General features: G+C 64.4%; 21 protein-coding genes. 9 read left to right on the top strand and 12 right to left on the bottom strand.

Annotated elements, in window-relative coordinates; all coding sequences use genetic code 11:
- Window positions 1–6: 6 nt before the first annotated feature.
- From IVB48_RS30470 to IVB48_RS30450, 5 genes are all read right to left on the bottom strand, one after another.
- Window positions 7–1,650, bottom strand: coding sequence for a lysine--tRNA ligase (locus IVB48_RS30470; RefSeq protein WP_027570003.1), 1,644 nt, complete (start codon window positions 1,648–1,650; stop codon window positions 7–9).
- Between the two features lie 171 nt (window positions 1,651–1,821).
- Window positions 1,822–2,757, bottom strand: a complete 936-nt coding sequence (locus IVB48_RS30465; protein WP_027570002.1) for a transporter substrate-binding domain-containing protein — start codon at window positions 2,755–2,757, stop codon at window positions 1,822–1,824.
- Between the two features lie 92 nt (window positions 2,758–2,849).
- On the bottom strand, window positions 2,850–3,440 hold the full coding sequence (locus IVB48_RS30460) for an SCO family protein (RefSeq protein WP_247283115.1): 591 nt from the start codon (window positions 3,438–3,440) through the stop codon (window positions 2,850–2,852).
- Window positions 3,441–3,463: 23 nt separating this feature from the next.
- Entirely contained in the window at window positions 3,464–3,658 is a 195-nt protein-coding gene (locus IVB48_RS30455) for a hypothetical protein (RefSeq protein ID WP_027570000.1), read from the bottom strand.
- Window positions 3,659–3,962: 304 nt separating this feature from the next.
- Window positions 3,963–4,433, bottom strand: coding sequence for a hypothetical protein (locus IVB48_RS30450; RefSeq protein ID WP_027569999.1), 471 nt, complete (start codon window positions 4,431–4,433; stop codon window positions 3,963–3,965).
- Window positions 4,434–4,725: 292 nt separating this feature from the next.
- Here IVB48_RS30450 and IVB48_RS30445 point away from each other — a divergent pair, with 292 nt between their 5' ends.
- The 4 genes from IVB48_RS30445 (at window position 4,726) to IVB48_RS30430 (ending at window position 8,295) form a co-directional block, all read left to right on the top strand.
- Window positions 4,726–6,384, top strand: a complete 1,659-nt coding sequence (locus IVB48_RS30445) for an FAD-binding dehydrogenase (RefSeq protein ID WP_247406462.1) — start codon at window positions 4,726–4,728, stop codon at window positions 6,382–6,384.
- Window positions 6,385–7,305: a PHB depolymerase family esterase gene (locus IVB48_RS30440; RefSeq protein ID WP_247283113.1), complete on the top strand. Its 921-nt coding sequence runs from the start codon at window positions 6,385–6,387 to the stop codon at window positions 7,303–7,305.
- A 115-nt stretch (window positions 7,306–7,420) separates the two neighbouring features.
- A complete protein-coding gene (locus IVB48_RS30435; RefSeq protein ID WP_007599359.1) occupies window positions 7,421–7,771 on the top strand; it encodes a RidA family protein in 351 nt (116 codons plus the stop codon).
- A 158-nt stretch (window positions 7,772–7,929) separates the two neighbouring features.
- Window positions 7,930–8,295: a nuclear transport factor 2 family protein gene (locus IVB48_RS30430; RefSeq protein ID WP_027569996.1), complete on the top strand. Its 366-nt coding sequence runs from the start codon at window positions 7,930–7,932 to the stop codon at window positions 8,293–8,295.
- Window positions 8,296–8,367: 72 nt separating this feature from the next.
- Here the strand turns inward: IVB48_RS30430 and IVB48_RS30425 are convergent, their stop codons facing one another.
- On the bottom strand, window positions 8,368–9,288 hold the full coding sequence (locus IVB48_RS30425; RefSeq protein WP_247405924.1) for an amino acid ABC transporter substrate-binding protein: 921 nt from the start codon (window positions 9,286–9,288) through the stop codon (window positions 8,368–8,370).
- Window positions 9,289–9,300: 12 nt separating this feature from the next.
- Complete coding sequence (locus IVB48_RS30420) at window positions 9,301–10,596, bottom strand: dicarboxylate/amino acid:cation symporter (RefSeq protein WP_027569994.1); 1,296 nt, start codon at window positions 10,594–10,596, stop codon at window positions 9,301–9,303.
- A gap of 208 nt (window positions 10,597–10,804) precedes the next feature.
- Between IVB48_RS30420 and IVB48_RS30415 the strand changes: the two genes are divergently transcribed.
- From IVB48_RS30415 to IVB48_RS30400, 4 genes are all read left to right on the top strand, one after another.
- Window positions 10,805–11,806, top strand: coding sequence for an NADP-dependent oxidoreductase (locus IVB48_RS30415; protein WP_247405921.1), 1,002 nt, complete (start codon window positions 10,805–10,807; stop codon window positions 11,804–11,806).
- A gap of 152 nt (window positions 11,807–11,958) precedes the next feature.
- The gene (locus IVB48_RS30410; protein ID WP_247405919.1) at window positions 11,959–12,813 is read left to right on the top strand and encodes a cysteine rich repeat-containing protein; all 855 of its coding nucleotides are present in this window, start codon (window positions 11,959–11,961) and stop codon (window positions 12,811–12,813) included.
- Between the two features lie 267 nt (window positions 12,814–13,080).
- Window positions 13,081–14,220: an FAD-dependent monooxygenase gene (locus IVB48_RS30405; RefSeq protein WP_027515222.1), complete on the top strand. Its 1,140-nt coding sequence runs from the start codon at window positions 13,081–13,083 to the stop codon at window positions 14,218–14,220.
- Entirely contained in the window at window positions 14,217–15,830 is a 1,614-nt protein-coding gene (locus IVB48_RS30400; protein ID WP_247405916.1) for a benzoate-CoA ligase family protein, read from the top strand. The genes IVB48_RS30405 and IVB48_RS30400 overlap by 4 nt, the downstream gene beginning before the upstream one ends.
- Before the next feature lie 167 nt (window positions 15,831–15,997).
- Here the strand turns inward: IVB48_RS30400 and IVB48_RS30395 are convergent, their stop codons facing one another.
- Together IVB48_RS30395 and maiA are read right to left on the bottom strand one after the other, a co-directional pair.
- Window positions 15,998–16,507 carry a MarR family transcriptional regulator gene (locus IVB48_RS30395; RefSeq protein ID WP_247405913.1) on the bottom strand — a complete coding sequence of 170 codons (510 nt, stop codon included), beginning with the start codon at window positions 16,505–16,507 and terminating at the stop codon, window positions 15,998–16,000.
- A complete protein-coding gene (gene maiA, locus IVB48_RS30390; protein WP_247405910.1) occupies window positions 16,497–17,129 on the bottom strand; it encodes a maleylacetoacetate isomerase in 633 nt (210 codons plus the stop codon). The genes IVB48_RS30395 and maiA overlap by 11 nt, the downstream gene beginning before the upstream one ends.
- Before the next feature lie 89 nt (window positions 17,130–17,218).
- Here maiA and gtdA point away from each other — a divergent pair, with 89 nt between their 5' ends.
- Window positions 17,219–18,259, top strand: a complete 1,041-nt coding sequence (gtdA, locus tag IVB48_RS30385; protein WP_247405907.1) for a gentisate 1,2-dioxygenase — start codon at window positions 17,219–17,221, stop codon at window positions 18,257–18,259.
- A 108-nt stretch (window positions 18,260–18,367) separates the two neighbouring features.
- Here the strand turns inward: gtdA and IVB48_RS30380 are convergent, their stop codons facing one another.
- The 3 genes from IVB48_RS30380 to IVB48_RS30370 are packed head-to-tail and all read right to left on the bottom strand — an operon-like array spanning window position 18,368 to window position 20,979.
- Window positions 18,368–19,192 (bottom strand): ABC transporter permease, encoded by an 825-nt coding sequence (locus IVB48_RS30380; RefSeq protein ID WP_247405903.1) that lies wholly within the window; start codon window positions 19,190–19,192, stop codon window positions 18,368–18,370.
- Window positions 19,185–19,958 carry an ABC transporter ATP-binding protein gene (locus IVB48_RS30375; protein WP_247405900.1) on the bottom strand — a complete coding sequence of 258 codons (774 nt, stop codon included), beginning with the start codon at window positions 19,956–19,958 and terminating at the stop codon, window positions 19,185–19,187. Before IVB48_RS30375 ends, IVB48_RS30380 begins: the two co-directional genes overlap by 8 nt.
- A gap of 16 nt (window positions 19,959–19,974) precedes the next feature.
- Window positions 19,975–20,979, bottom strand: a complete 1,005-nt coding sequence (locus IVB48_RS30370; protein WP_247405897.1) for an ABC transporter substrate-binding protein — start codon at window positions 20,977–20,979, stop codon at window positions 19,975–19,977.
- Window positions 20,980–21,002 lie beyond the last annotated feature (23 nt).

Here is a 21,002-nt window from a genome sequence, read left to right as displayed (position 1 = left end):
CTGGACTCACGCACTCCGCGCCAGCGCGCCGTCGATCATGTTCACCGCGTTCTGCACGCCATACACCGCGACAAAGGAGCCGAAGCGCGGGCCCTTTTCCTGGCCGAGCAGCACCTGGTAGAGCATGTTGAACCAGTCGAGTGTCACGCCGGGACGGCCGTCCTTGCCCTTCTTGACCTGGTCGAGGAACGGCTCGCGGCGGCCGATCTCGTAGACGACGTTCTGGATGTCCTCGGCCGAGGCGTCCTGCGGAAGCTGCGATAATGCATCCCGCAAATCCTGCAGCGCCGCGCGCTCGGTCTCGGTCGGTTCGCGGAACGTCTTTGTCGGCGCGACGAAGTCGCGATAATAGTTGATGGCATAGCCGACCATCGCATCGAGCTTGGGATGCGTCTGCGGGCTCACGCCGGGCCGATAGCGGCCAATGAAACCCCACAGCGTCTCGGCATTCTCCGCGTTCGACGACGACACCAGCGTCAGCAAGAGCTGGAACGTGACGGGCATATCGAACTTCGGCGGATGGCCGCTGTGGACATGCCAGACCGGATTGCCGAGCTGCTGCTTGGCGTCCTGCTTGGCAAAGCCGTCGATGAACTGCTGGTAGTCGTCGACGTTGCGCGGGATGACGTCGAAATACAGCCGCTTGGCCGCCTTCGGCTCGCGATACATGAACAGCGACAGCGATTCCGGCGAGGCGTAGCGCAGCCATTCGTCGATGGTGAGGCCGTTGCCCTTCGACTTCGAAATCTTCTGGCCCTTGTCGTCGAGGAAGAGCTCGTAGTTGAAGCCCTCCGGCGGCGTGGCGCCGAGTGCCCTCGCGATCGCGCCGGACAGCTTGACCGAGTCGATCAAATCCTTGCCGGCCATCTCGTAATCGACGCCGAGCGCGACCCAGCGCATCGCCCAGTCGGCCTTCCATTGGCACTTGACGTTGCCGCCGGTGACCGGCGTCTCGACTTCCTGGTTGGTATCGGGATCGAGATAGGTCACCGTGCCGGCCGCAACGTCGCGGCGGATCATCGGCACCTGCAGCACGACACCCGTGGTCTTGCTGATGGGGAGGAACGGCGAATAGGTCGCGCGGCGGTCGGGTCCGAGCGTCGGCAGGATGATCGCCATCACCTTGTCGTAGGCAGCTAACATCTTGAGCAGCGTCGCGTCGAAACGTCCGGACGTATAATAGTCGGTCGAGCTCGCGAATTCGTAGTCGAAGCCGAAATGATCGAGGAAGGCGCGCAGCCGCGCATTGTTGTGGTGCCCGAACGACGGATATTCATTGGAGAACGGATCCGGCACGCGGGTCAGCGGCTTGCCGAGATGCGCCGCCAGCATCTCCTTGTTGGGGACGTTGTCGGGCACTTTCCGAAACCCGTCCATGTCATCGGAGAACGCGAGCAGGCGGGTCTTGATCTTGTTTTCGGTCAGCACATGAAAAGCGTGCCGCACCATCGAGGTGCGCGCGACCTCGCCGAAGGTGCCGATATGCGGCAGGCCTGATGGCCCGTAGCCGGTCTCGAACAGCACCTCGTCCTTCGGGCTTTTCTTCAGCCGCGCGACAATGGCCTTCGCCTGCTCGAATGGCCAGGCGTTGGATTGTTCGGCGAGCGCACGCAGATCGCTCGGGTTCGCGGCAAGATCGATAACGGACATCTAAGGGGCCTCCGGGGCGCGGAAAATAGCGATTTCCAGGCAGAATGCAATTTTGCGGGGTACTGCCACCGCGCTGTCATTGCGAGCGAAGCGAAGCATTCCACTGCGGAAACAGCCTGGATTGCTTCATCGCAAGGGCTCCTCGCAATGACGGCAGAGCAGACAGCGAAGCTAAAACGGGCTCACCGAGAAGTACCGCAGCCACAGATCCGTGTAGCGGCCCTTTTCCCAGACGCGGAACATCGCCCAGTTCAGGGCCTGGCGCAGCACGTCGTTGCCCTTGCGCACGGCGATGCCGATGCCTTCGCCGAAGAAGCGGCTTTCGACGAAGGGACCGCCGGAGAAGGCACAGCAATCGCCGGAATCGGTGCCGTTGATCCAGAACGCGAGCGCGATGGCGTCGCCGAAGATGAAATCGACCTCGCCCTTGCGCAAGGCGCCGCGCATGGCATCGTCGTTGGGATAGGGGTGCAGCTCGGCGTCGGTGAACATCGCCTTGAGATAGGCTTCATGCGCGGAGCCGGCGATGACGCCGACCTTCTTGCCCTCGAGATATTCGGGACGGATCTCCGGCATCACCGCGTCCTTGCGCGAGGCGAAGCGCGCCGGCACGCGGTAATAGGGGTCGGTGAAATCGACCCGGGCGCGGAGCTGCGGGCTCACCGCCATCGAGGCGATGATGGCGTCGCCCCGGTTGGAGGCGAGCGCATCGACCAGCGTCTCGAAGCGGCGCATCTGCACCGTGCAGGTGACCTTGATCTCCTCGCACAGCGCGCGGGCGAAGTCGACGTTGAAGCCGGCCGGATTGCCGTCGGCGCCGGTATAGTTGAAGGGCGGATAATCAGTCTCGGTCAGGAAGCGGATCACGGTCAGGCGCGACAAATCCGGCCGCTCCGGCCGCCGCCGCGGGTCCCAAAAGCCCGGCACGGCCTGCGGGGCGGCTTGCGGCGCGACCTGGGGTGAGGCTTGCGGCGCCGTTGGGGGCTGCTTGGCCGGGGCCTGCGCCTGCGCGCGCGGCGCGGCAGCGAGCAGGCAGACGCCGACGACCAGCCCGGTCAGCAAGCCACGGGCGGATTTGGACGATTTCGCCTGTTGCGATGGGGCCATCGGCTGAAAATGAACGAATTTCGTTGGGATCGGAGGGCCTTATAGCCCATCCGGCCGGGAACGCGAGCGCGGATTGCGGCCAATAGGGAAGCCTACAGATACCGCTTCAAGTCCACCGCGGCCTCTTCAGGCGTGCGCTTCAGGTTGAATGGCGAGACGAAGCGGCCGTCGCGGTCCATCAGATAGATCAGCGCGGTGTGGTCCATGGTGTAGTCGCCGTCCTTGGTCGGGACCTTCTTGGCGTAGACCCGGTAGGAGGTGATCACCTTGGCGGTCTCGGCAGGATCGCCGCTGAGGCCCTCGAGGTGCGGGTCGAAGCTCGACAGATAATCCTTCATCGCCGCCGGCGTATCGCGCTCGGGATCGACCGAGATGAAGACAGCATTGACCTTGTCGGCGTCCTTGCCCAACGCGCGCAGCACTTCCGAGATCTCGAACAGCGAGGTCGGGCAGACGTCGGGGCAATGGGTGTAGCCGAAGAAGATCAGGGTCGGCTTGCCCTTGAGGTTCTTGTCGGTGACGGCCTTGCCGTTCTGGTCAGTGAGTTGGAACGGGCCGCCGATCGCGGCCGGCTGCGCCACCTTGCTGACCCCGCCCATGGCCCAGAATACGATCAGCAGCCCGAGGATGAGGCTTGCGGCGAAGGCGGTCGCGATCACCAGCGGACGGGCGGCGGAGCTCATGGCGGAAAACTTCCTGTCGCGGGTCAGAAGCAGGCGGCGAAACCGGTCCTGATCATTTCGAAGAACACCTGGCTGCCGTAGTGGAACCAGAGCGCGAGCACGCCGAGCACGACCAGGCCGCCGACGCCAGCACCCGCCAACAGCAGCACGAACGGCATCCGGCCGGCAGTGGGCGAATTGTCCGATACAGGATGTGCGGGGTGCAGTGGTTGAGCCATGACAACGATCGGGGTGAAGGCCGGAATTCCCTGCCTTTCAAATAGGCGCTGGGACGGGACCGGGCAAGCGCAGCCGGCGGGCCGGAGATCAATTGGGGCGGAGGATCTCCATCATGCCCGGGCTTGTCCCGCCTGCGCGGCCGAAGCCGCTCCGGCGAGGCGAAGTCCCGGGCATCCACGGACTTTCCAGCCGGGCCAAAAACGTGGATGGCCGGGACATAGGCGAGCGAAAGCGACGCCGTCCTTCGGACGGCTACGCCCGGCCATGACGATCAATTAGTGAAAGGCGAATGACTGCCGCGCCCTACCGCGGCGATGGCTTGTTGGCGGAGGCCTGCGCGTCGAGGTAGCAGGGCTTGTACATGGCCTGGAGCTGCCTGCCCTTCAGGAAGAGCATATGCGGGGTGAGGCCGCCGCGCTGATTGATCCAGCGTTTCACCTGCGAAGGATACATCGCATAGAGCATCTGGGTCGCTTCGGTATTGGTGACGGCGCGGCCGTTGCTGCCGAAATCCCACGCGGCGTGGAAGCCCAGTGTCGCGTGCGACGTCACGCAGATGCGGTCAGGCGGGATGGCGCCGAGGACGATGGTGCAGGCAGAGGCGCAGAGACCGTCAATGATGACGGTGTCGCCCGACTGTCGCAGGTCCTGGTATTTGTCGACGTAGGTTCCGATCCGGCCACCGCGGTCATCCGCGATCCGAACCACCGCGTGAGAAGCGCCCATGCTCGCGATCAGGAGAACCGCCGCAAGCAACCCCGTCAGAAACTTCATTGGCCCCCGCCCCAGTCGAATTCGAATCTGTGTGTCAGGTGGTGATGCCCTGCTAGGGTCCGTCGTAACCGCGGTTTTGTCTAGGCATGCCGGCTCGCTCAAAACAAATTCACATCCAGTGTTGCGCCGGCGCTGCACTCAGCCGGTCTTTTTCCCGAAGTGGAACAAGTTAACGATGTCTTACGCGGCACACTCTTGATCTCAGTTGCAACCGCCGGCTTCAATCCGGGCAACTACAGGGGGGAACCTGTGAAGGGGAGACACATGAAGGGGGAAACATATGGCCGAACAGATGGCTGAAGAGACTGACGTCATCGTTGTCGGCGCAGGACTGTCGGGCCTCGTGGCCGCAACCGAGATCGCGGACGCCGGCAAGCGCGTGATCGTGGTCGACCAGGAGGCCGAGCAGTCGCTGGGCGGCCAGGCGTTCTGGTCGTTCGGCGGATTGTTCCTGGTCGATTCGCCGGAGCAGCGCCGGCTCGGCATCAAGGACTCCTTCGACCTCGCGATGCAGGACTGGCTCGGCACCGCCGGCTTCGACCGTGACGAGGATTTCTGGCCGCGGCAATGGGCCGAGGCCTATGTGGCGTTCGCGGCCGGCGAGAAGCGTGCGTGGCTGCGCGCGATGGGCCATCGCATTTTCCCCGTGGTCGGATGGGCCGAGCGCGGCGGCTATGACGCGATGGGCCACGGCAATTCGGTGCCGCGCTTTCATGTCACCTGGGGCACCGGGCCCGGCATCGTCGAGCCGTTCGAGCGCCGCGCGCGCGAGGCCGTCAGAACCGGCCGGCTGAGCTTTCGGTTCCGCCATCGCGTCGATGCGCTCTCGATCACCAACGGCACGGTGGATGGCGTCAGCGGCGCCATTCTCGCCCCCGATAATGTCGAGCGCGGCAAGAGCTCATCGCGCAACGTCGTCGGCGAGTTTGCGTTGAAGGCCCAAGCCGTGATCGTGGCGTCCGGCGGCATTGGCGGCAATCACGAGCTGGTGCGGCAGAACTGGCCGAAGCGGCTCGGTGCGCCGCCGAAATTCATGATCTCCGGCGTGCCCGAGCATGTCGACGGTCGCATGATCGGCATCACCGAGAAAGCAGGCGCGCGGCTGATCAACCGCGACCGCATGTGGCATTATGTCGAAGGCATCCAGAACTGGTCACCGATCTGGCCGCGCCACGGCATCCGCATCCTGCCCGGCCCCTCCTCGATGTGGTTCGATGCCACCGGCACGCGCTTGCCGGCGCCGTTGTTTCCCGGCTCCGACACGCTCGGCCAGCTCCAATACATCATGTCCACCGGGTACGATTATTCCTGGTTCATCCTGACCCAGAGCATCATCAAGAAGGAGTTTGCGCTGTCGGGCTCGGAGCAGAACCCCGACCTCACCGGCAAGAGCTGGCGCATGACCATCAAGCGCGCCACCAACAAGGGCGCGCCGGCGCCGGTGGAAGCGTTCAAAAGCCATGGTGTCGACTTCATCGTGCGCGACAAGATCGAGGACCTCGTTGCGGCCATGAACAAGCTGACCGGCAGCGACCTCCTCAAGCTCGAGCACATCAAGATGCAGATCGAGGCGCGCGACCGTGAGATCGCCAATCCTTACGTCAAGGATGCGCAGGTGATGAACATCCACAATGCGCGGCGCTATATCGGCGACAGGCTGATCCGCACCGCCTCCCCGCACCGCATCCTCGATCCCGCTCAAGGGCCACTGATCGCGGTCAAGCTCAACATCCTCACCCGCAAGACGCTGGGCGGTTTCGAGACCGACCTCTCTTCGCGCGTGTTCGGCGAGGAGGGCAGCGTCATCCCCGGTCTCTATGCAGCGGGCGAAGCCGCCGGCTTCGGCGGCGGCGGCGTGCACGGCTATCGCTCGCTGGAAGGCACGTTCCTCGGCGGCTGCCTGTTCTCGGGCCGCAATGCGGGCCGCGCCGCGGCGAAAGCCGTGGGCTAGATGATGCGGCGGCGAACGCGCATCGCGGCGTTTGTCGCGGCATTGGCCGCCACTTCGGCTGCGTCCGCCGACACGATCGACATCGACGGCGTGAAGCGGTCCTACACTGTGCAACTGCCAACGAAGCGGCTCGTGCCGCTCGTCGTCGTGCTGCATGGCAAGACCCAGCGCGGCGCCGACATGATGACACGGACGGCGTGGCCGCAGGTCGCAAAGCGCGAAGGGTTTGCCGTGGTCTTTCCTGATGGCCTCAACCACGCATGGGCCGATGCGAGGACCAAGGCGGGACCGGCGCTCCGTGGCCCGCCCGCGGGCACCGACGACGTCGCCTTCATCGCAAAGCTCGTCGAGAAGCTGGTGGCGAGCGGCACCGCCGATCCTCGCCGCGTCTATGTCACCGGCATCTCCAATGGCGGCGCCATGGCCATGACGCTGGTCTGTGCCCGCGCTGATCTGTTTGCTGCCGGCGCGAGCGTGAGCATGAACCTCACCGATGAGGCCGCGGTCACGTGCCATCCGTCGCGGCCGCTGCCGATGCTGCTGATGAACGGCACCGCCGATCCGCTGGTCCCCTACGAAGGCGGCCGCGGATCGAGCTATTATGCCGCAGACGGGTTCTGGTCCACCGACGAGACGCTTGCGTTCTGGCGCAAGCTCAACGGCTGCGAGACCGACAATGCCGACGCGACCGATTTGCCCGACAGGGCGCCCGCAGATCAGTCCACGGTGACACGGATCTCGTCGCGCTGTCCTGGAGGGCACGACGTCGTGCTTTATCGCATCAATCAAGGCGGTCACCGCATGCCCGGATTTTCTCCGGATGCCCGCTTCCCGAAGGTCGCCGCCAGCTTGCTCGGATCGCAGAACGGCGACATCGACGCCGCCGAGACGATCTGGACGTTCTTCGGCCAGTTTCCTTGAAGTGCAGCGCATGCATAGCCGGCGACGCATGCGTGCCTGGCAACGCATGCGTGCCTGGGGTGGCACGAGGCAGGCCGCTGCGCTAGACAGAGCCGCCATTCAAAGGAGACTCCCAATGAGCATTCAGCGTCTTGAAACCGGCCCGCGCATGAGCCAGGTCGTCGTGCACGGCAACACCGTCTATCTCGCCGGTGTCGTCGCCAACAACGCCGCCGGCGAAAGCGTGACGAAGCAGACCCAGGACATCCTGGCGACCATCGACAGCCATCTCGCCAAAGCGGGCACCGACAAGTCGAAGCTCCTCTCGGCCACGATCTACATCACCGACATGAAGACGTTTGGCGAGATGAACGCGGTGTGGGACGCCTGGGTCTCGCCCGGCAACACGCCCGCACGCGCCACCGTCGAAGCCAAGCTCGCGGCAGCCCAATACACCGTCGAAATCATGGTCACCGCGGCGAAGTAAGCTCGCGACGACATTTGCGCGCGCTTGTCGACGCATGATCCGATCGGGAAACCGCCTTCCCGGATCATGCGCATGACCTCCGAGGTAATCGATCAGCGCGCGCAAACCTTCGATAGTCAGGTTAGCCGAACGACACGGCGCCATCGAAGGAGACGACAATGACCGACCCCATCACCATCGCCCGCCGCTACATCGATCTCTGGAACGAGCGTGCAGCCGGCCGCCGGCGCGAACTGCTGAGCCAGAACTGGACCGCGGATGCGAGCTATGTCGATCCCCTGATGAAGGGCGACGGCCATGACGGCGTCGATGCGCTGATCGCAGGCGTGCAGCAGCGCTTCCCCGATTTCAAGTTCAAGCTGATCGGCGAGCCCAACGGCTACGGCGACCATGTCCGCTTCAGTTGGGGCCTTGGTCCCGATGGCATCGACAGCCCGATCAAGGGGACGGATTTCGCCGTGCTGAAGGACGGCCGTATCAGGAGCATCACGGGATTTCTGGACCAGGTGCCCGCAGGCGCGTGAGCACGCGCTGATCGTTGCCAGGCCCTCTCCGTTGTAAAGGGAGAGGGCGCACTTTCGCTCGTCGCACAGGCGCTAGTTATTCGCGCTCGCGGAATCGTCCATTGCCTTGAAGGCTTCCTCCAGCTGCAGCGAGATCGGCACGTTCAGCCGTTCGCCGGTCGGAAGCCTTGCGGTGAACCATTTATTGTAGAGCGGAACGAGGTCGTGGTTGGAGCCGAGCTTGCGGAAGGTGCGGTCGACCACGGCCGTCAGTTGCGGCTCGCCCTTGCGGAACATGATGCCGTAGGGGTCGTAGGACAGGTAATCGCCGGTGACGCGGAACTTGTCCTGTGCCTTGTGGCGCACGATCAGGCTGGACAGCAGGATGTCGTCGGTCGCAAACGCATCGGCTTTGCCGTCGACGAGCATCTGGTATGACTGTTCGTGATCAGCACCGACAACGATGGTCAGTCCCAACGAGGACTTCTTGTCGGCCGCCTGGATCGCCTGCTCGTTGGTGGTGCCCTTCGTCACCACGATAGTTTTGCCCTTCAGATCAGCCAGCGACTGGACGCTGGACGCCTTCGGCACCATCAGTTTGGTGCCGGCGACGAACATCAGCGGCGAGAAGGCGACGCGCTTGCCGCGCTCGGCATTGGCCGTGGTCGAGCCGCATTCCAGGTCGATCTTGTTCTGGAGCACGGCGTCGATGCGGTCATCCGAGGTGACCTTGACGTAGGCGATCTTGAGATTGGGATCGTCGACCTCGACGCCGATCTCCTCGACGATGGCCTCGCAAAGCTCGAGGCTGTAGCCGATCGGCCGGTTGGCCTGATCGAGGAAGGAGAACGGCGGCGAGCTCTCGCGATAGCCGAGCCGCACGGTGTGCGTGGTCTTGATCGCTGACAGCGTCGGGCTAAGCCCTTCGCTGCCACCGGTCTGGGCGGAGGCACCCGTGGCCAGCTGGCACGCTGCCAGCAACAAGCCGCCCGATATCGCCATTGAAAGGCGCATGATGCACTCCGATCAATGGCCGGCCATCGCAGGCACTTCGCCGGGGATCATGTCCCCCGGCACGGCATCGCCCGGCTCAAGCTCGTGCTCGGGCCCGAGCTCGCCTTCCCACTTGGCCACCACCGAGGTCGCGAGCGTGTTGCCGATCACGTTGGTGGCGCTGCGGCCCATGTCGAGGAAGGTGTCGATACCCATGATCATCAACAGCCCCGCCTCGGGGATGCCGAACTGCGACAGCGTCGAGGCGATCACCACGAGGGAGGCGCGCGGCACGCCGGCGACGCCCTTCGAGGTGATCATCAGGGTCGCCAGCATCGCGAGCTGGGTGCCGAGCGGCATGTCGATGTGGTAGCTCTGCGCGATGAAGACGCTCGCGAAGGTGCAGTACATCATGGTGCCGTCGAGATTGAAGGAATAGCCGAGCGGCAGCACGAAGCTCGATATCCGCGACGAGGCGCCGAACTTGTTCAGCCCCTCCAGGGTTTTCGGATAGGCCGCTTCGGAGCTCGCGGTGGAGAACGCGATCATCAGCGGCTCGCGGATCAGCTTCAGCAGATGGGCGTAGCGCGGCCCGATCACGATGAAGCCCACGACCACCAGGATGCCCCACAGCAGCGCGAGCGAGAGATAGAAGCCACCCATGAAGACGATGAGCTTCCAGAGCACCAGCAGGCCGTTCTTGGCAACCGTCGCGGTGATGGCGGCCCAGACCGCGAACGGCGCGAACAGCATCACATAGCCCGTCACCTTGAGCATGATGTGGCCGATATCGTCGATCAGCGCCAGGATCGGCTTGGAGCGCTCGGGCATCGAACCCATCGCCACCGAGAAGAACACGGCGAAGATCACGATCTGCAGGATCTCGTTCTGCGCCATCGCGTCCGCGATCGAGGTCGGGATCAGATGGGTCAGGAATTTTTCGATCGAGAAGGCGGAAACCGGCAGGCCGGTCGACTGCGCCTTGTCAGGCAGCGTACCCGGGAAATTCGCGCCGGGCTGGAGCAGATTGACCATCACGAGGCCGAGCATCAGCGAGACGAAAGAGGCGCTGACGAACCAGCCCATGGTCTTGGCGAAGATGCGGCCGAGCTTGGAGCCCGAACCCATATGAGCAATGCCGCCGACCAGGGTCGCAAACACCAGCGGCGCGATGATCATCTTGATCAGGCGCAGGAAAATCACGGCGATCAGGTTGATGGACGAGGCCCAATCGCCCCGCGTATCGGGCAGGAAATTGTAGATCGCCGCGCCCATGATGATGCCGAGCACCATCGCCACCAGAATGAATTGCGTAAACCTGTTCGACATTGAACACCCCCGCTACACCGACCGCTTCATGATGTCGCAGATATGACGGCTGCGCAACACGCTTGGCGTGCGATCGTCGGGGCGGATGTTCCCGTTGCGAAACTGGCGCCCGCGATCTAGCCTTCATGCAGCGCACAACGAAAGCGGCTTGCACGTTTTTCTTGCGGCAGCTGCATCAATAATCGTCAAACGATCGAGGGGAAACATCATGAGCGGCAGCGTCAATCGTCAGATTCTTTTGGTGGAAAAGCCCAGCGGCAAGCTCGGTCCCGAGCACTTCAAGCTGGTCGAAGGTGCGGTGCCCGAGCCGAAGGACGGCGAGGCCTTGCTGCGCGTGCGTTACATCTCGCTCGACGCCGCCAACCGCGCCTGGATGCACGGCGCGACCTACCGTTCAGCAGTCGAAGCCAACAGCGTGATGGCCGGCGGCGCCATCGCCGAGGTCGTCAGCTCGAAGGCGCCGGGGCTTGCGCCGGGCGACATCGTGTTCGGCGACACCGGCTGGCAGGAGTTGGCGGCAGTGCCCGCCAAGCACCTCACCAAGATGCCGAAGCTCGAGCCGATGACGCATCTGCTCAGCGTGTTCGGCATCGCCGGCCTCACGGCCTATTTCGGCCTGCTGGAGATCGGCAAGCCCAAAGAGGGCGAGACGGTCGTGGTCTCCGCGGCCGCAGGCTCGGTCGGCTCGATCGTCGGGCAGATCGCGAAGATCAAGGGATGCCGCGTGGTCGGCATCGCCGGCGGCGCCGACAAGTGCAACTGGCTGACCTCCGAGCTCGGCTTCGATGCCGCCGTCGACTACAAGGACGGCGCGGTGTTCAAGGCGTTACGCGCGGCGGCGCCGAAGGGCATCGACGTCTATTTCGACAATGTCGGCGGCGACATTCTCGAGGCCTGTCTGCCGCAGATGAACAATTACGGCCGCATCGCCTGCTGCGGCGCGATCTCGCAATATGACGGCGCGCCCTCGGCACACGGCCCGCGCGGCGTGCCCGGCCTGATCGTGGTGAAACGGCTCGTCATGCAGGGCTTCATCGTGATGGACTACATGAAGGAAAGCCAGCGCGCGCTCGCCGACCTCCAGGCATGGGTCACATCCGGCAAGCTGAAGGTTCAGGAGGACATCATCGACGGCCTCGAGAACACGCCGAAGGCGCTGATCGGATTGCTGGCGGGCGACAACCGCGGCAAGCGGATGGTCAAGCTCTGACGACGTAGTTACGTCGCAATTGCAAAGCCAATATCTACTTGCGGTAGAGGTCGCGGCGGCCAATGATGCCGCGCGCGGCATCACTCGCGACGATTGTTTGCATCACATTTGAAAAATTGTCGGCATTACCGATAGGGCGGGAATTCACTCAGATGTTCAACATGTTGAAACATGCGTCGGCACGCGGGACGTTGCTGGCGGCGACTCTCTTCGCAACTGCAGCAGGCGCATTCGCACCGGCACCGACCGAGGCGCAGAAGAGCGCGATCCGCTCCGCATGCCGTTCGGATTTCATGGCGCACTGCGCGAGCGTCACGCCGGGCGGTGTGGAAGCGTATCAATGTTTGCAGAAGAACATGTCGGGCCTGTCCTCCGGATGCCAATCCGCGGTTCGCGCCGTCGAGCCTGCTGCGGCGCCGAAGACCGAAGCCGCGCCGAAAACCGAGGCTGCACCCAAGGAGGCTGCACCGAAGGCGGAGGCCACGCCTGCCGCGCCGAAGGCTGAAACCGCTCCCGCCGCAAAGCCGGCTGCCGCGCCCAAGGCTGCCGCAGCCGCCCCGGCGACCAAACAGCCGAGCAGCGCGCAGGTCGCTGCCGTCAAGAGCGCGTGCCGCGCCGATTATCCCAAGGTGTGCGCCAGCGTCCCGCCGGGCGGCGCGCCCGCGCTCGAATGCCTGGAGAAGAACAAGGCAAAGGTTTCGCCGGCCTGCGAGAAGGCCGTGAGCGCCGCGGCCGGCGGCGGTGGCGCGGCAGCAACAGCGGCACCTGCGGGCGCAGCTCCTGCGGCGGCAGCAGCACCGGCAGCCGCGCCCGCCGTGATCGTGCTGCGCCCGCTGCGGCCACGCGAAGAGCTGTTCATCGTCCAGTCCGCATGTCGCGAGGATGTCCGCGCGCTGTGCGGCAGCGTGGCGCCAGGTGGCGGTCGGATCATCCAATGCGTTGCCAACAATGCCGCTTCGCTGTCGCCCGCCTGCAAGGACGTGCTGGCGCCGTTTGCTGCACGCTAGAGAAGCAAGCCATCCGGCGGCCCGCCGCACCACGGCGCTGGTGAACGGCGGCTGGATCAAGCGCTGCGTCTGACGGTGCGGATGGCCAAGCCGGCGCGGTTTGGCTATGCTTCGCACGTCACTGCTTCGGACACGCGCCAAACGCGCGTCCGGACATGAGCTTCGGCGTGCCGCGCGCTTCGCCGATAATTCCGCTGGCGCGGGAAGCCGGAGCACATTAGTCTACCCTTAGATAGTAAGTATACTGTCAATCAGGGAGGACAGACGTTGCGGATCGCCGTGATTGGCGGGGGGCCCGGTGGGCTCTACTTCGCCTATCTCTGGAAGAAGCGTCATCCCGAGGATCAGGTCGACCTGTTCGAACAGAACCCGGCCGACGCGACCTGGGGCTTTGGCGTCGTGTTCTCGGACCAGGCCCTGGAATTCTTGCGTGCCGACGACCCCGAGACGGTCGACGCGATCGCGCCGCACATGGAGAGCTGGGAGAACATCACGCTGAACCTGAGCGGCGACAGCGTGGCCATCGACGGTGTCGGCTTCTCCTCGATCGGCCGGCTCGAACTCTTGCGATTCCTGCAGCAGCGCGCGCTCGATGCCGGCGTCACCCCACGCTTCGACACGCCGATCCACTCCATCGACCAGCTCAACGGCCATGATCTGATCGTCGCCGCCGACGGGCTGAACTCGCTGGTACGCCGCGCCTTCGAGGGCGATTTCGGCACCTCGCTGTCCTACTCCTCCAACAAGTTCGTCTGGTACGGCACCTCCAAGCGCTTCGACACGCTGTCGCAGACCTTCGTCAAGACTGACCGCGGCGCCTTCAACGCCCACCACTACCGCTACTCGCCGACCATGAGCACGTTCCTGGTCGAATGCGACCACGCGACCTGGCAGGCCTACGGTTTCGCCTACAAGGACGTGGAGCAGTCCAAGGGTGTCTGCGAGGAGGTGTTCGCCGACACGCTCGGCGGCCGCTCGCTGGTCTCCAATAAATCGGTCTGGCGCAACTTCCCCTGGGTCTGGAACGAGCACTGGTCGTTCAAGAACATGGTGCTGCTCGGTGACGCCCTGCACTCGGCGCATTTCTCGATCGGCTCGGGCACGCGGCTCGCAATCGAGGACGCCATTGCGCTGGTCAAGGCGCTGGAATCGGATGCCCATCTCTCCACCGCCCTGCATCGCTACCAGGCCGCGCGAAAGCCGGTGGTGCAGAAGCTCGTCAACGCCGCGCGGACCAGCGCGTTCTGGTACGAGCACTTTGCTCAGCACATGCAGCAGGGCCTGATGGACTTTGCCTACAGCTACATCACCCGCTCCGGCCGCATCGACGACTCCCGCCTGCGCGCAATGTCGCCGGCCTTCATGGCGCGCTACGAAGCCGCCAAGAACGGTGGGGATGAGGCATGAGCGGGCAGATTAAGGATCAGGTGCCCGCCGACAGCGCGGGCGCGCGCGAGATCGGCTTTTCCGTTCCGCAGGTCTACAATGCCAGCCGCGTGCTGTTCGACAATCTCGCAAGAGGATGCGGCGACAAGCTCGCGCTCATTGGCCCTGCGGGCACGCGCACCTACGCGGAGCTCTGCGCGGAAGCCGGGCGTTGGGGCAACGGCTTTGCCTCGCTCGGCCTCGAGCGCGGCAACCGCGTGCTGCTGTTCCTCGACGATACCCCGGCCTATCCGGCAGCGTTCTTCGGCGCGGTGCGCGCCGGCTTCGTGCCGCTGCTGATCAACACGCTGACGCCGCCGGATCTGCTGCAATTCTATCTCGCCGATTCCGGCGCTTCTGTCGCGGTGGCGGATGCCGAGTTCTGTGCACGTTTCAACGCCGAGGCCTGCAAGGACACGGCCCTGCATACGCTGGTCGTCGTCAATGGCGCGGTGAGCGATCACGCAGCACCAAACGCCATTTCTGCCGCCGGCTGGCTCCCGCAATTTCCGACTGAGCTCGCGGAAGCCGACACGCACCGCAACGAGATGGCGTTCTGGATGTACTCGTCCGGATCGACCGGCCGGCCCAAGGGCATCGTGCATCTCCAGCACGACATGGCCTATAGCGAGGCCGCCTTTGCCCGGGACGTGCTGAAGCTGGCTCCCGGCGACATCTGCTTCTCGGTGCCGAAAATCTTCTTCGCCTATGGCTTTGGCAACGCGATCACCTTCCCGTTCTCGGCGGGCGCGACGACGCTGCTGTTGCCGGGCCAGCCGAAGCCCGCGGCGATCTTCAAGGCGATCGAGCAATACAAGCCGACGGTCTTCTTCGGCCTGCCGACGCTTTATACGTCGCTGACCAAGGCCGAGGGTGCGGACAGGACCGACTTCTCGTCCCTGCGCATGGCGCTCTCAGCCGCAGAGGTGCTCTCGGCCGACGTTTTCAACGGCTGGAAGACGCTCACCGGTCTCGAGATCGTCGAAGGCCTCGGCTCGACCGAGGTGCTGCACATCTATCTCTCCAATCGCCCCGAGCGGAAGAAGCTCGGAGCCGCCGGCCTGCGCGTGCCCGGCTACGAGGTCGCGCTGCGCGACAAGGACGGCCGGCACGTCGCCGACGACGAGGAAGGCGTCTTGTGGGTGCGCGGCGATTCCAACACGCCGCTGTACTGGAACCGGCCGGACAAATCCGCCGAGACCATCCGCGAAGGCGGCTGGATCTACACCGGCGACCGCTTCGTCCGCGATGCCGACGGCTTTCACTTCTTCCGCGGCCGCGCCGACGATCTCATCAAGATCTCCGGCCAGTGGGTCTACCCGCTTGAGGTCGAGCTGTGCCTCGCCGATCACCCGGACATCCGCGAATGCGCGGTGTTCGCGGCCGAGCTGCCGGACCGGCGCATGACGCTGAAGGCAGTCGTGGTGATGAACAGCCGCGCGGCGGATCAGAGCGAGACGACCCGCAGGCTGCAGGACTACGTGAAAGGCAAGCTGCTTCCGTACAAATATCCGCGTGAGGTGATCTTCATCGACGAGTTGCCGAAGACGGGGACAGGGAAGATCGACCGGCAGGCGCTGTTGCGGATGTGAGGAAGGATGTGGCCACACTCTCGCTGTCGTCCCGGCGAAGGCCGGGACCCATACGCCGAGTGAGAGTTATTGCGCGAGCTGGTCACCACCTGTCTTCGCCAAACCCAACTAGGTGGTTATGGGTCCCGGCCTTCGCCGGGACGACGGCGGTATTTGACGCCCCACCCTCACCCCGCCTTCCCCAGATGCTCCAGCGCGTCCTCAGCCCGGAGCGGCACCCGCGATGCCTCGTTGTTGAGATCGACGAGCTGCACCAGGAGCCCCATCAGCGCCTTGCGGTCCGCCGGCTTGAGCGGTTCGAGCATCCGCGCCTGGGCGCGTTCGACGGCGGGAACGATGTCGCGCAGGATCGCCGCGCCTGATTTGGTCAAATAGAGCAGCTTGATCCGCTTGTCTTCCGGCGCTGGCCTGCGCTCGACGAAATCCTTGGCCTGAAGCCGCTCGATCACGCTGCCCAGCGTGGAGCGATCGAAGGCGATCACCGCGGACAGCCGCGTCGCGTCGATGCCGGGGTGGGTGTGGATCGCGATCAGCGCCGCGTATTGCACCGGCGTGAGGTCGAACGCCTTGCACTCCTCCATGAAGATCGAGACCGCGATCTGCTGCATGCGCCGGAACAGATAGCCCGGCGCGGCATAGACCGCGTCTATCGTGATCGGAGGCGGCTTACTCGGCATCGGGCTGCTTCTCCGGCGCGGCGTTGACGAACGGCGGCAGCGCCTTGGCCGCAGCTTCCGCTTCAAGCAGGCGCGGATAGGCGGAGACGTCGACGCCGAAGCGGCGCGCATTGGCGAGTTGCGGCACCAGGCAGAGGTCGGCGAGCGTCGGCGCATCCCCGAAGCAGAACGGGCCCGGCTCGGCGCTGATCAGCGTCTCGCAGGCCGCGAGCCCCTCGCGGTTGACCCAGGCCGCCCAGTCCTGAACCTTCTCCTCAGGCAGCCCGAGCTCGCGCAGCCGCGCCAGCACCTTCAGATTCTGCACGGGGTGAGTGTCGCAGGCGATCGCCAAGGCGAACGCCCTCACCTTGGCGCGCTGCAAAATATCCTTCGGCAGCAGCGGCGGGTTGGGATGGGTCTCGTCGAGCCATTCGATGATGGCAACCGATTGGGTCAGCACTGCGCCCGCATCGTTCTCCAGCGCGGGCACCAGGCCCTGCGGATTGATGGCGAGATAGGCGGGCGCGCATTGCTCGCCCTTGCGAAGGTGATGCGGCAGGTGCTCGGCACCGAGACCCTTGAGGTTCAGTGCGATCCGTACCCGGTAGGCGGCGCTGGAGCGGAAATAGCCGTGCAGCTTCATCGGAACCCTCCCGTTTCGTTCTCGTTCGCACGTTGACGCTACCTAGATCGTAAGTATACTGTCAATCAACAAAACGACGGGAGCGCACCATGGAAGCCGTGCCCAAGACGCCGGAACGCGAGGCGTTCTACAAGAAGATCGACGGCGAGAATCTCACCGCGCTCTGGACCGTCATGAGCGATTTGATCACGCCGGAGCCGAAGAGCGCCTGCCGGCCCCATCTGTGGAAGTTCGACATCATCCGCGACTACATGACGGAAGCCGGCAAGCTGATCACGGCGAAAGAAGCCGAGCGGCGCGTACTGGTGCTGGAAAATCCCGGCCTGCGCGGGCAGTCGAAAATCACCACGTCGCTCTATGCCGGCGTGCAGATGGTGGTGCCCGGCGACGTCGCGCCCGCCCACCGGCACAGCCAATCGGCACTGCGCTTCGTGCTCGAAGGCAAGGGCGCCCACACAGCGGTTGACGGCGAGCGCACCGCGATGGAGCCCGGCGACTTCATCATCACGCCGTCGATGACCTGGCACGATCATTCCAACGAGACCGACCAGCCGATGTTCTGGCTCGACGGTCTCGACATTCCGCTGGTGCAGTTCTTCGACTGCTCCTTCGCGGAAGGCTCCAACGAGGATCAGCAGAAGATTACAAGGCCCGCCGGCGACAGCTTCGCGCGCTACGGCCACAATTTGCTGCCAGTCGACGTGAAGCGGAGCTCGAAGACCTCGCCGATCTTCAGCTATCCCTATGCCTACACGCGCGAGGCACTGGAGAAAGCCCGCGCGAGCCAGGAGTGGGACGCATGTCACGGGCTGAAGCTGAAGTTCAGCAACCCCGAGACCGGCGACTTCGCGATGCCGACCATCGGTACTTTCATCCAGTTGCTGCCCAAGGGCTTCAAGACCGCGCGCTATCGCGCGACGGACGCAACGGTGTTCTGTCCGATCGAAGGCCACGGCCGTACCCGCATCGGGGAAGCGACCTTCGAATGGGGCCCGCGCGATTTGTTCGTGGTGCCGAGCTGGCAATGGGTGACGCACGAGGCTGACATGGATGCGGTGCTGTTCAGCTTCTCGGATCGGCCCGTGCAGCAGAAGCTGGATCTGTTCCGCGAGGATCGTGGGAACGTTTAGGCTGCGCTGTCAGCCCCATCGTCATTGCGAGCGCAGCGAAGCAATCCAGAATCTTTCTGGGGCGACAGTCTGGATTGCTTCGCTGCGCTCGCAATGACGGAGTAAACCTCACCGCCAGTGCAACAGCCGTGTCTCCAGCCAGTTGATCACCCGCCCCACCATCAATCCAAACACCGACAAAATCACCACGCCCGCGAGCAGCTGATCCGTCTGCATCAAATTGCCGGCCTGCAGCACGAACGCGCCGATGCCGTATTGCGCGCCGATCATCTCGGCGCTGACGACGAGCAGCAGCGCCACCGACGACGTGATGCGGAAGCCGGCGAGGATCGCGGGCAGCGCGCCCGGCCAGACCACCTTGCGCACGATGGTGGCGAACGGCACGTTGAAGCTTTGTGCCATGCGGATCAGGTTGCGCGGCACCGCATCGACACCGCTATAGACCGAGATCGCGGTCGAGAAGAACACCCCGAGCGCAATGGTCGCGATCTTGGGCTCTTCACCGATGCCGAGCCAGAGGATCAACAGCGGCAGCAGCGCGATTTTCGGGATCGGAAACAGCGCCGAGATGAAAGTGATGCCGACGCTGCGCGCCAGCCGCGACAGGCCGATGGCAAAGCCAACCGCGACACCGGCCGCCGTGCCGAGCAGCCAGCCGACACCGATGCGCAGGAGCGACGCGGAAAGGTGCTGCCACAGCGCACCCGAGATCGCGAGCTGGTAGATCGCACGCGCGATCGCCGATGGTGGTGGCAGGAACAGCGGATTGACGAGACCGCCGCTGCCCGCCGCCTGCCAGATCGCAATGACCAGCACGAGCGCGATCCAGCCGCCGAAACGGCTGCTCTCCGGCACGAAGCCGGCGCCGCGAAAACGGACGCGCCGGACCAATTCATCCTTCACAGATGTTCCCGCCGGAGCGCGATCAAGCATGCTGAACCTCGCGCTCGGCATCGATCGCCTCGTTGCGGATCAGCGACCAGATCTGGTTCTGCAGCGCGAGCAGCTTTTCACGGGCTGCAATGTCACCGCGCTCGGTGCGCGTCATCGGCACGCTCACGACCTCGCGAATGCGGCCAGGACGCCGCGACAGCACCACGATGCGATCGGCAAGCCGCGCCGCCTCTTCGAGATTATGTGTGACATAGACCGCCCCCATGCCGCCATCGGCGAGCAGCCGGACGAAATCCTCCATCAGCAGTTCGCGGGTCTGCGAATCCAGCGCCGACAACGGCTCGTCCATCAGGAGAATGGCCGGCCTGACAGCAAGCGCACGCGAAATGCCGACGCGCTGGCGCATGCCGCCGGAAAGCTGCTTTGGATAGGTTTTGCGAAAATCGGTCAGGCCGGTGCGGCGCAAGGCGTCGTCGACCAGCGCGCGGCGCTGCACGGCCGAGAGCTGGGTGTGCAGCAGCGCGAATTCGACGTTCTCCTCCACATTGGCCCAGGGCAGCAGCGCGAAGTCCTGGAACACGAAGGTGAGCGGATTGAGACTGTCCGCCGGCGGCGATCCACGCAGCTCGGGCGCGCCGGAGGTCGGCAGCAACAGCCCGCCCAGAATCGACAGCAGCGTGCTCTTGCCGCAGCCCGAGGGCCCTACGATCGCCACCACCTCGCCCGCGCTGACGGTGAACGAGACGTCGTTGAGCACCGCGAGTTCGCCGAAACGATGGGTGATGTGGTTGGCGATCAGGTCCATAGGCTGCGTTCTACTCTCAATCCGCCTTCACGAATTCTTTTGCGATGATCGCATTCGCGTCGAAGCCCTTGTCGGCAAAACCCTGCTCCTGGAGCCATTTGATCTGGTTGTCGACGTTCTTCACATCCAGCTTGCCGTCGGGATCGATATAGGCGCAGTTGCCGACCACCTGCTCGACCGGGAGGTTCGTATATTTGGCGATGATCTCCAGCAGCGGCTTTGTCTTGTCGTTGATCGGCGCGACGCCGTCCTTCATCGCGGCAAGGATGACGTCGTGATATTCGCGGTCGGCTTTTGCCAAAGCGCCGAGCAGCTTCGTCACCAGCACCTTGTTGGTCAGCGTCTTCGGCGAGGCGAACACCGCGCCCAATTGCCAGGGCGTCTCGTCGCCGACCCAGCCGAGAAACTTCGCACCGCCGTCGTCCATCAGCTTTCGCGCGGTGGAGATCGGCAGCAGCGCGGCATCCACGGTCTCGCCCTTCAGCGCCGCCGCCGCATTCGACAGCGATTGCAGCGGCACGATCTTCACGTCGGCGAGCTTGAAGCCGTATTTGTCGGCAAGCAGGCCGAGCGAATAGTGAAAGGAGGAGCCGACCTGCGTCATCGCCACGCGCTTGCCCGCGAGATCCTTCGGCGTCTTCAGGCCGCTCGCATAGGCGTTGTTGCTGGCGAAATAGCCGATCAGGGGATAGCCGGCCTTCTCGCGGCTCATGCCGCCGATCACCTTCAGCACGCCCTTGCCGGCGAGATTGTAGAGACCGGCGGTGAAGGCGGTGACGCCGAAATCGATGTCGCCTGAGGTGGTGGCCACCGCGATCGGCTGCGCCGCATCGAAGAACTTCAGCTCGACGTCGAGGCCGGCCTCGCGGAAATAGCCCTTGTCCTGCGCGATGAAGACTGGCGCGGAGGAGGATAGCCTGAGCACCCCGATCCTGGCTTTCAGCGCGTCCTCGGCTCGGGCCGTGCCCATCGCTGTGATCGCCATCAGGCCAGCTAGCGCGAGCCGCACAATTCCGGTCATTTCGTTTCCTTGCCGTCGTTATC

Origin of the sequence: Bradyrhizobium sp. 76 (genome assembly GCF_023073025.1) — a bacterium.
Lineage (GTDB): Bacteria > Pseudomonadota > Alphaproteobacteria > Rhizobiales > Xanthobacteraceae > Bradyrhizobium.
Note: the sequence above shows the minus strand (reverse complement) of the source record. Positions and strands in the feature narration are given on the sequence as shown.

Coding starts and splice junctions, on each gene's coding strand:
- IVB48_RS30450 (WP_027569999.1), bottom strand. CDS start 4,433: ATGAAGTTTCTGACGGGGTTGCTTGCGGCGGTTCTCCTGATCGCGAGC.
- IVB48_RS30410 (WP_247405919.1), top strand. CDS start 11,959: ATGTTCAACATGTTGAAACATGCGTCGGCACGCGGGACGTTGCTGGCG.
- IVB48_RS30380 (WP_247405903.1), bottom strand. CDS start 19,192: ATGCTTGATCGCGCTCCGGCGGGAACATCTGTGAAGGATGAATTGGTC.
- gtdA (WP_247405907.1), top strand. CDS start 17,219: ATGGAAGCCGTGCCCAAGACGCCGGAACGCGAGGCGTTCTACAAGAAG.
- IVB48_RS30420 (WP_027569994.1), bottom strand. CDS start 10,596: ATGTCGAACAGGTTTACGCAATTCATTCTGGTGGCGATGGTGCTCGGC.
- IVB48_RS30375 (WP_247405900.1), bottom strand. CDS start 19,958: ATGGACCTGATCGCCAACCACATCACCCATCGTTTCGGCGAACTCGCG.
- maiA (WP_247405910.1), bottom strand. CDS start 17,129: ATGAAGCTGCACGGCTATTTCCGCTCCAGCGCCGCCTACCGGGTACGG.
- IVB48_RS30460 (WP_247283115.1), bottom strand. CDS start 3,440: ATGAGCTCCGCCGCCCGTCCGCTGGTGATCGCGACCGCCTTCGCCGCA.
- IVB48_RS30430 (WP_027569996.1), top strand. CDS start 7,930: ATGACCGACCCCATCACCATCGCCCGCCGCTACATCGATCTCTGGAAC.
- IVB48_RS30470 (WP_027570003.1), bottom strand. CDS start 1,650: ATGTCCGTTATCGATCTTGCCGCGAACCCGAGCGATCTGCGTGCGCTC.
- IVB48_RS30425 (WP_247405924.1), bottom strand. CDS start 9,288: ATGCGCCTTTCAATGGCGATATCGGGCGGCTTGTTGCTGGCAGCGTGC.
- IVB48_RS30465 (WP_027570002.1), bottom strand. CDS start 2,757: ATGGCCCCATCGCAACAGGCGAAATCGTCCAAATCCGCCCGTGGCTTG.
- IVB48_RS30440 (WP_247283113.1), top strand. CDS start 6,385: ATGATGCGGCGGCGAACGCGCATCGCGGCGTTTGTCGCGGCATTGGCC.
- IVB48_RS30400 (WP_247405916.1), top strand. CDS start 14,217: ATGAGCGGGCAGATTAAGGATCAGGTGCCCGCCGACAGCGCGGGCGCG.
- IVB48_RS30370 (WP_247405897.1), bottom strand. CDS start 20,979: ATGACCGGAATTGTGCGGCTCGCGCTAGCTGGCCTGATGGCGATCACA.
- IVB48_RS30445 (WP_247406462.1), top strand. CDS start 4,726: ATGGCTGAAGAGACTGACGTCATCGTTGTCGGCGCAGGACTGTCGGGC.
- IVB48_RS30415 (WP_247405921.1), top strand. CDS start 10,805: ATGAGCGGCAGCGTCAATCGTCAGATTCTTTTGGTGGAAAAGCCCAGC.
- IVB48_RS30435 (WP_007599359.1), top strand. CDS start 7,421: ATGAGCATTCAGCGTCTTGAAACCGGCCCGCGCATGAGCCAGGTCGTC.
- IVB48_RS30455 (WP_027570000.1), bottom strand. CDS start 3,658: ATGGCTCAACCACTGCACCCCGCACATCCTGTATCGGACAATTCGCCC.
- IVB48_RS30395 (WP_247405913.1), bottom strand. CDS start 16,507: ATGCCGAGTAAGCCGCCTCCGATCACGATAGACGCGGTCTATGCCGCG.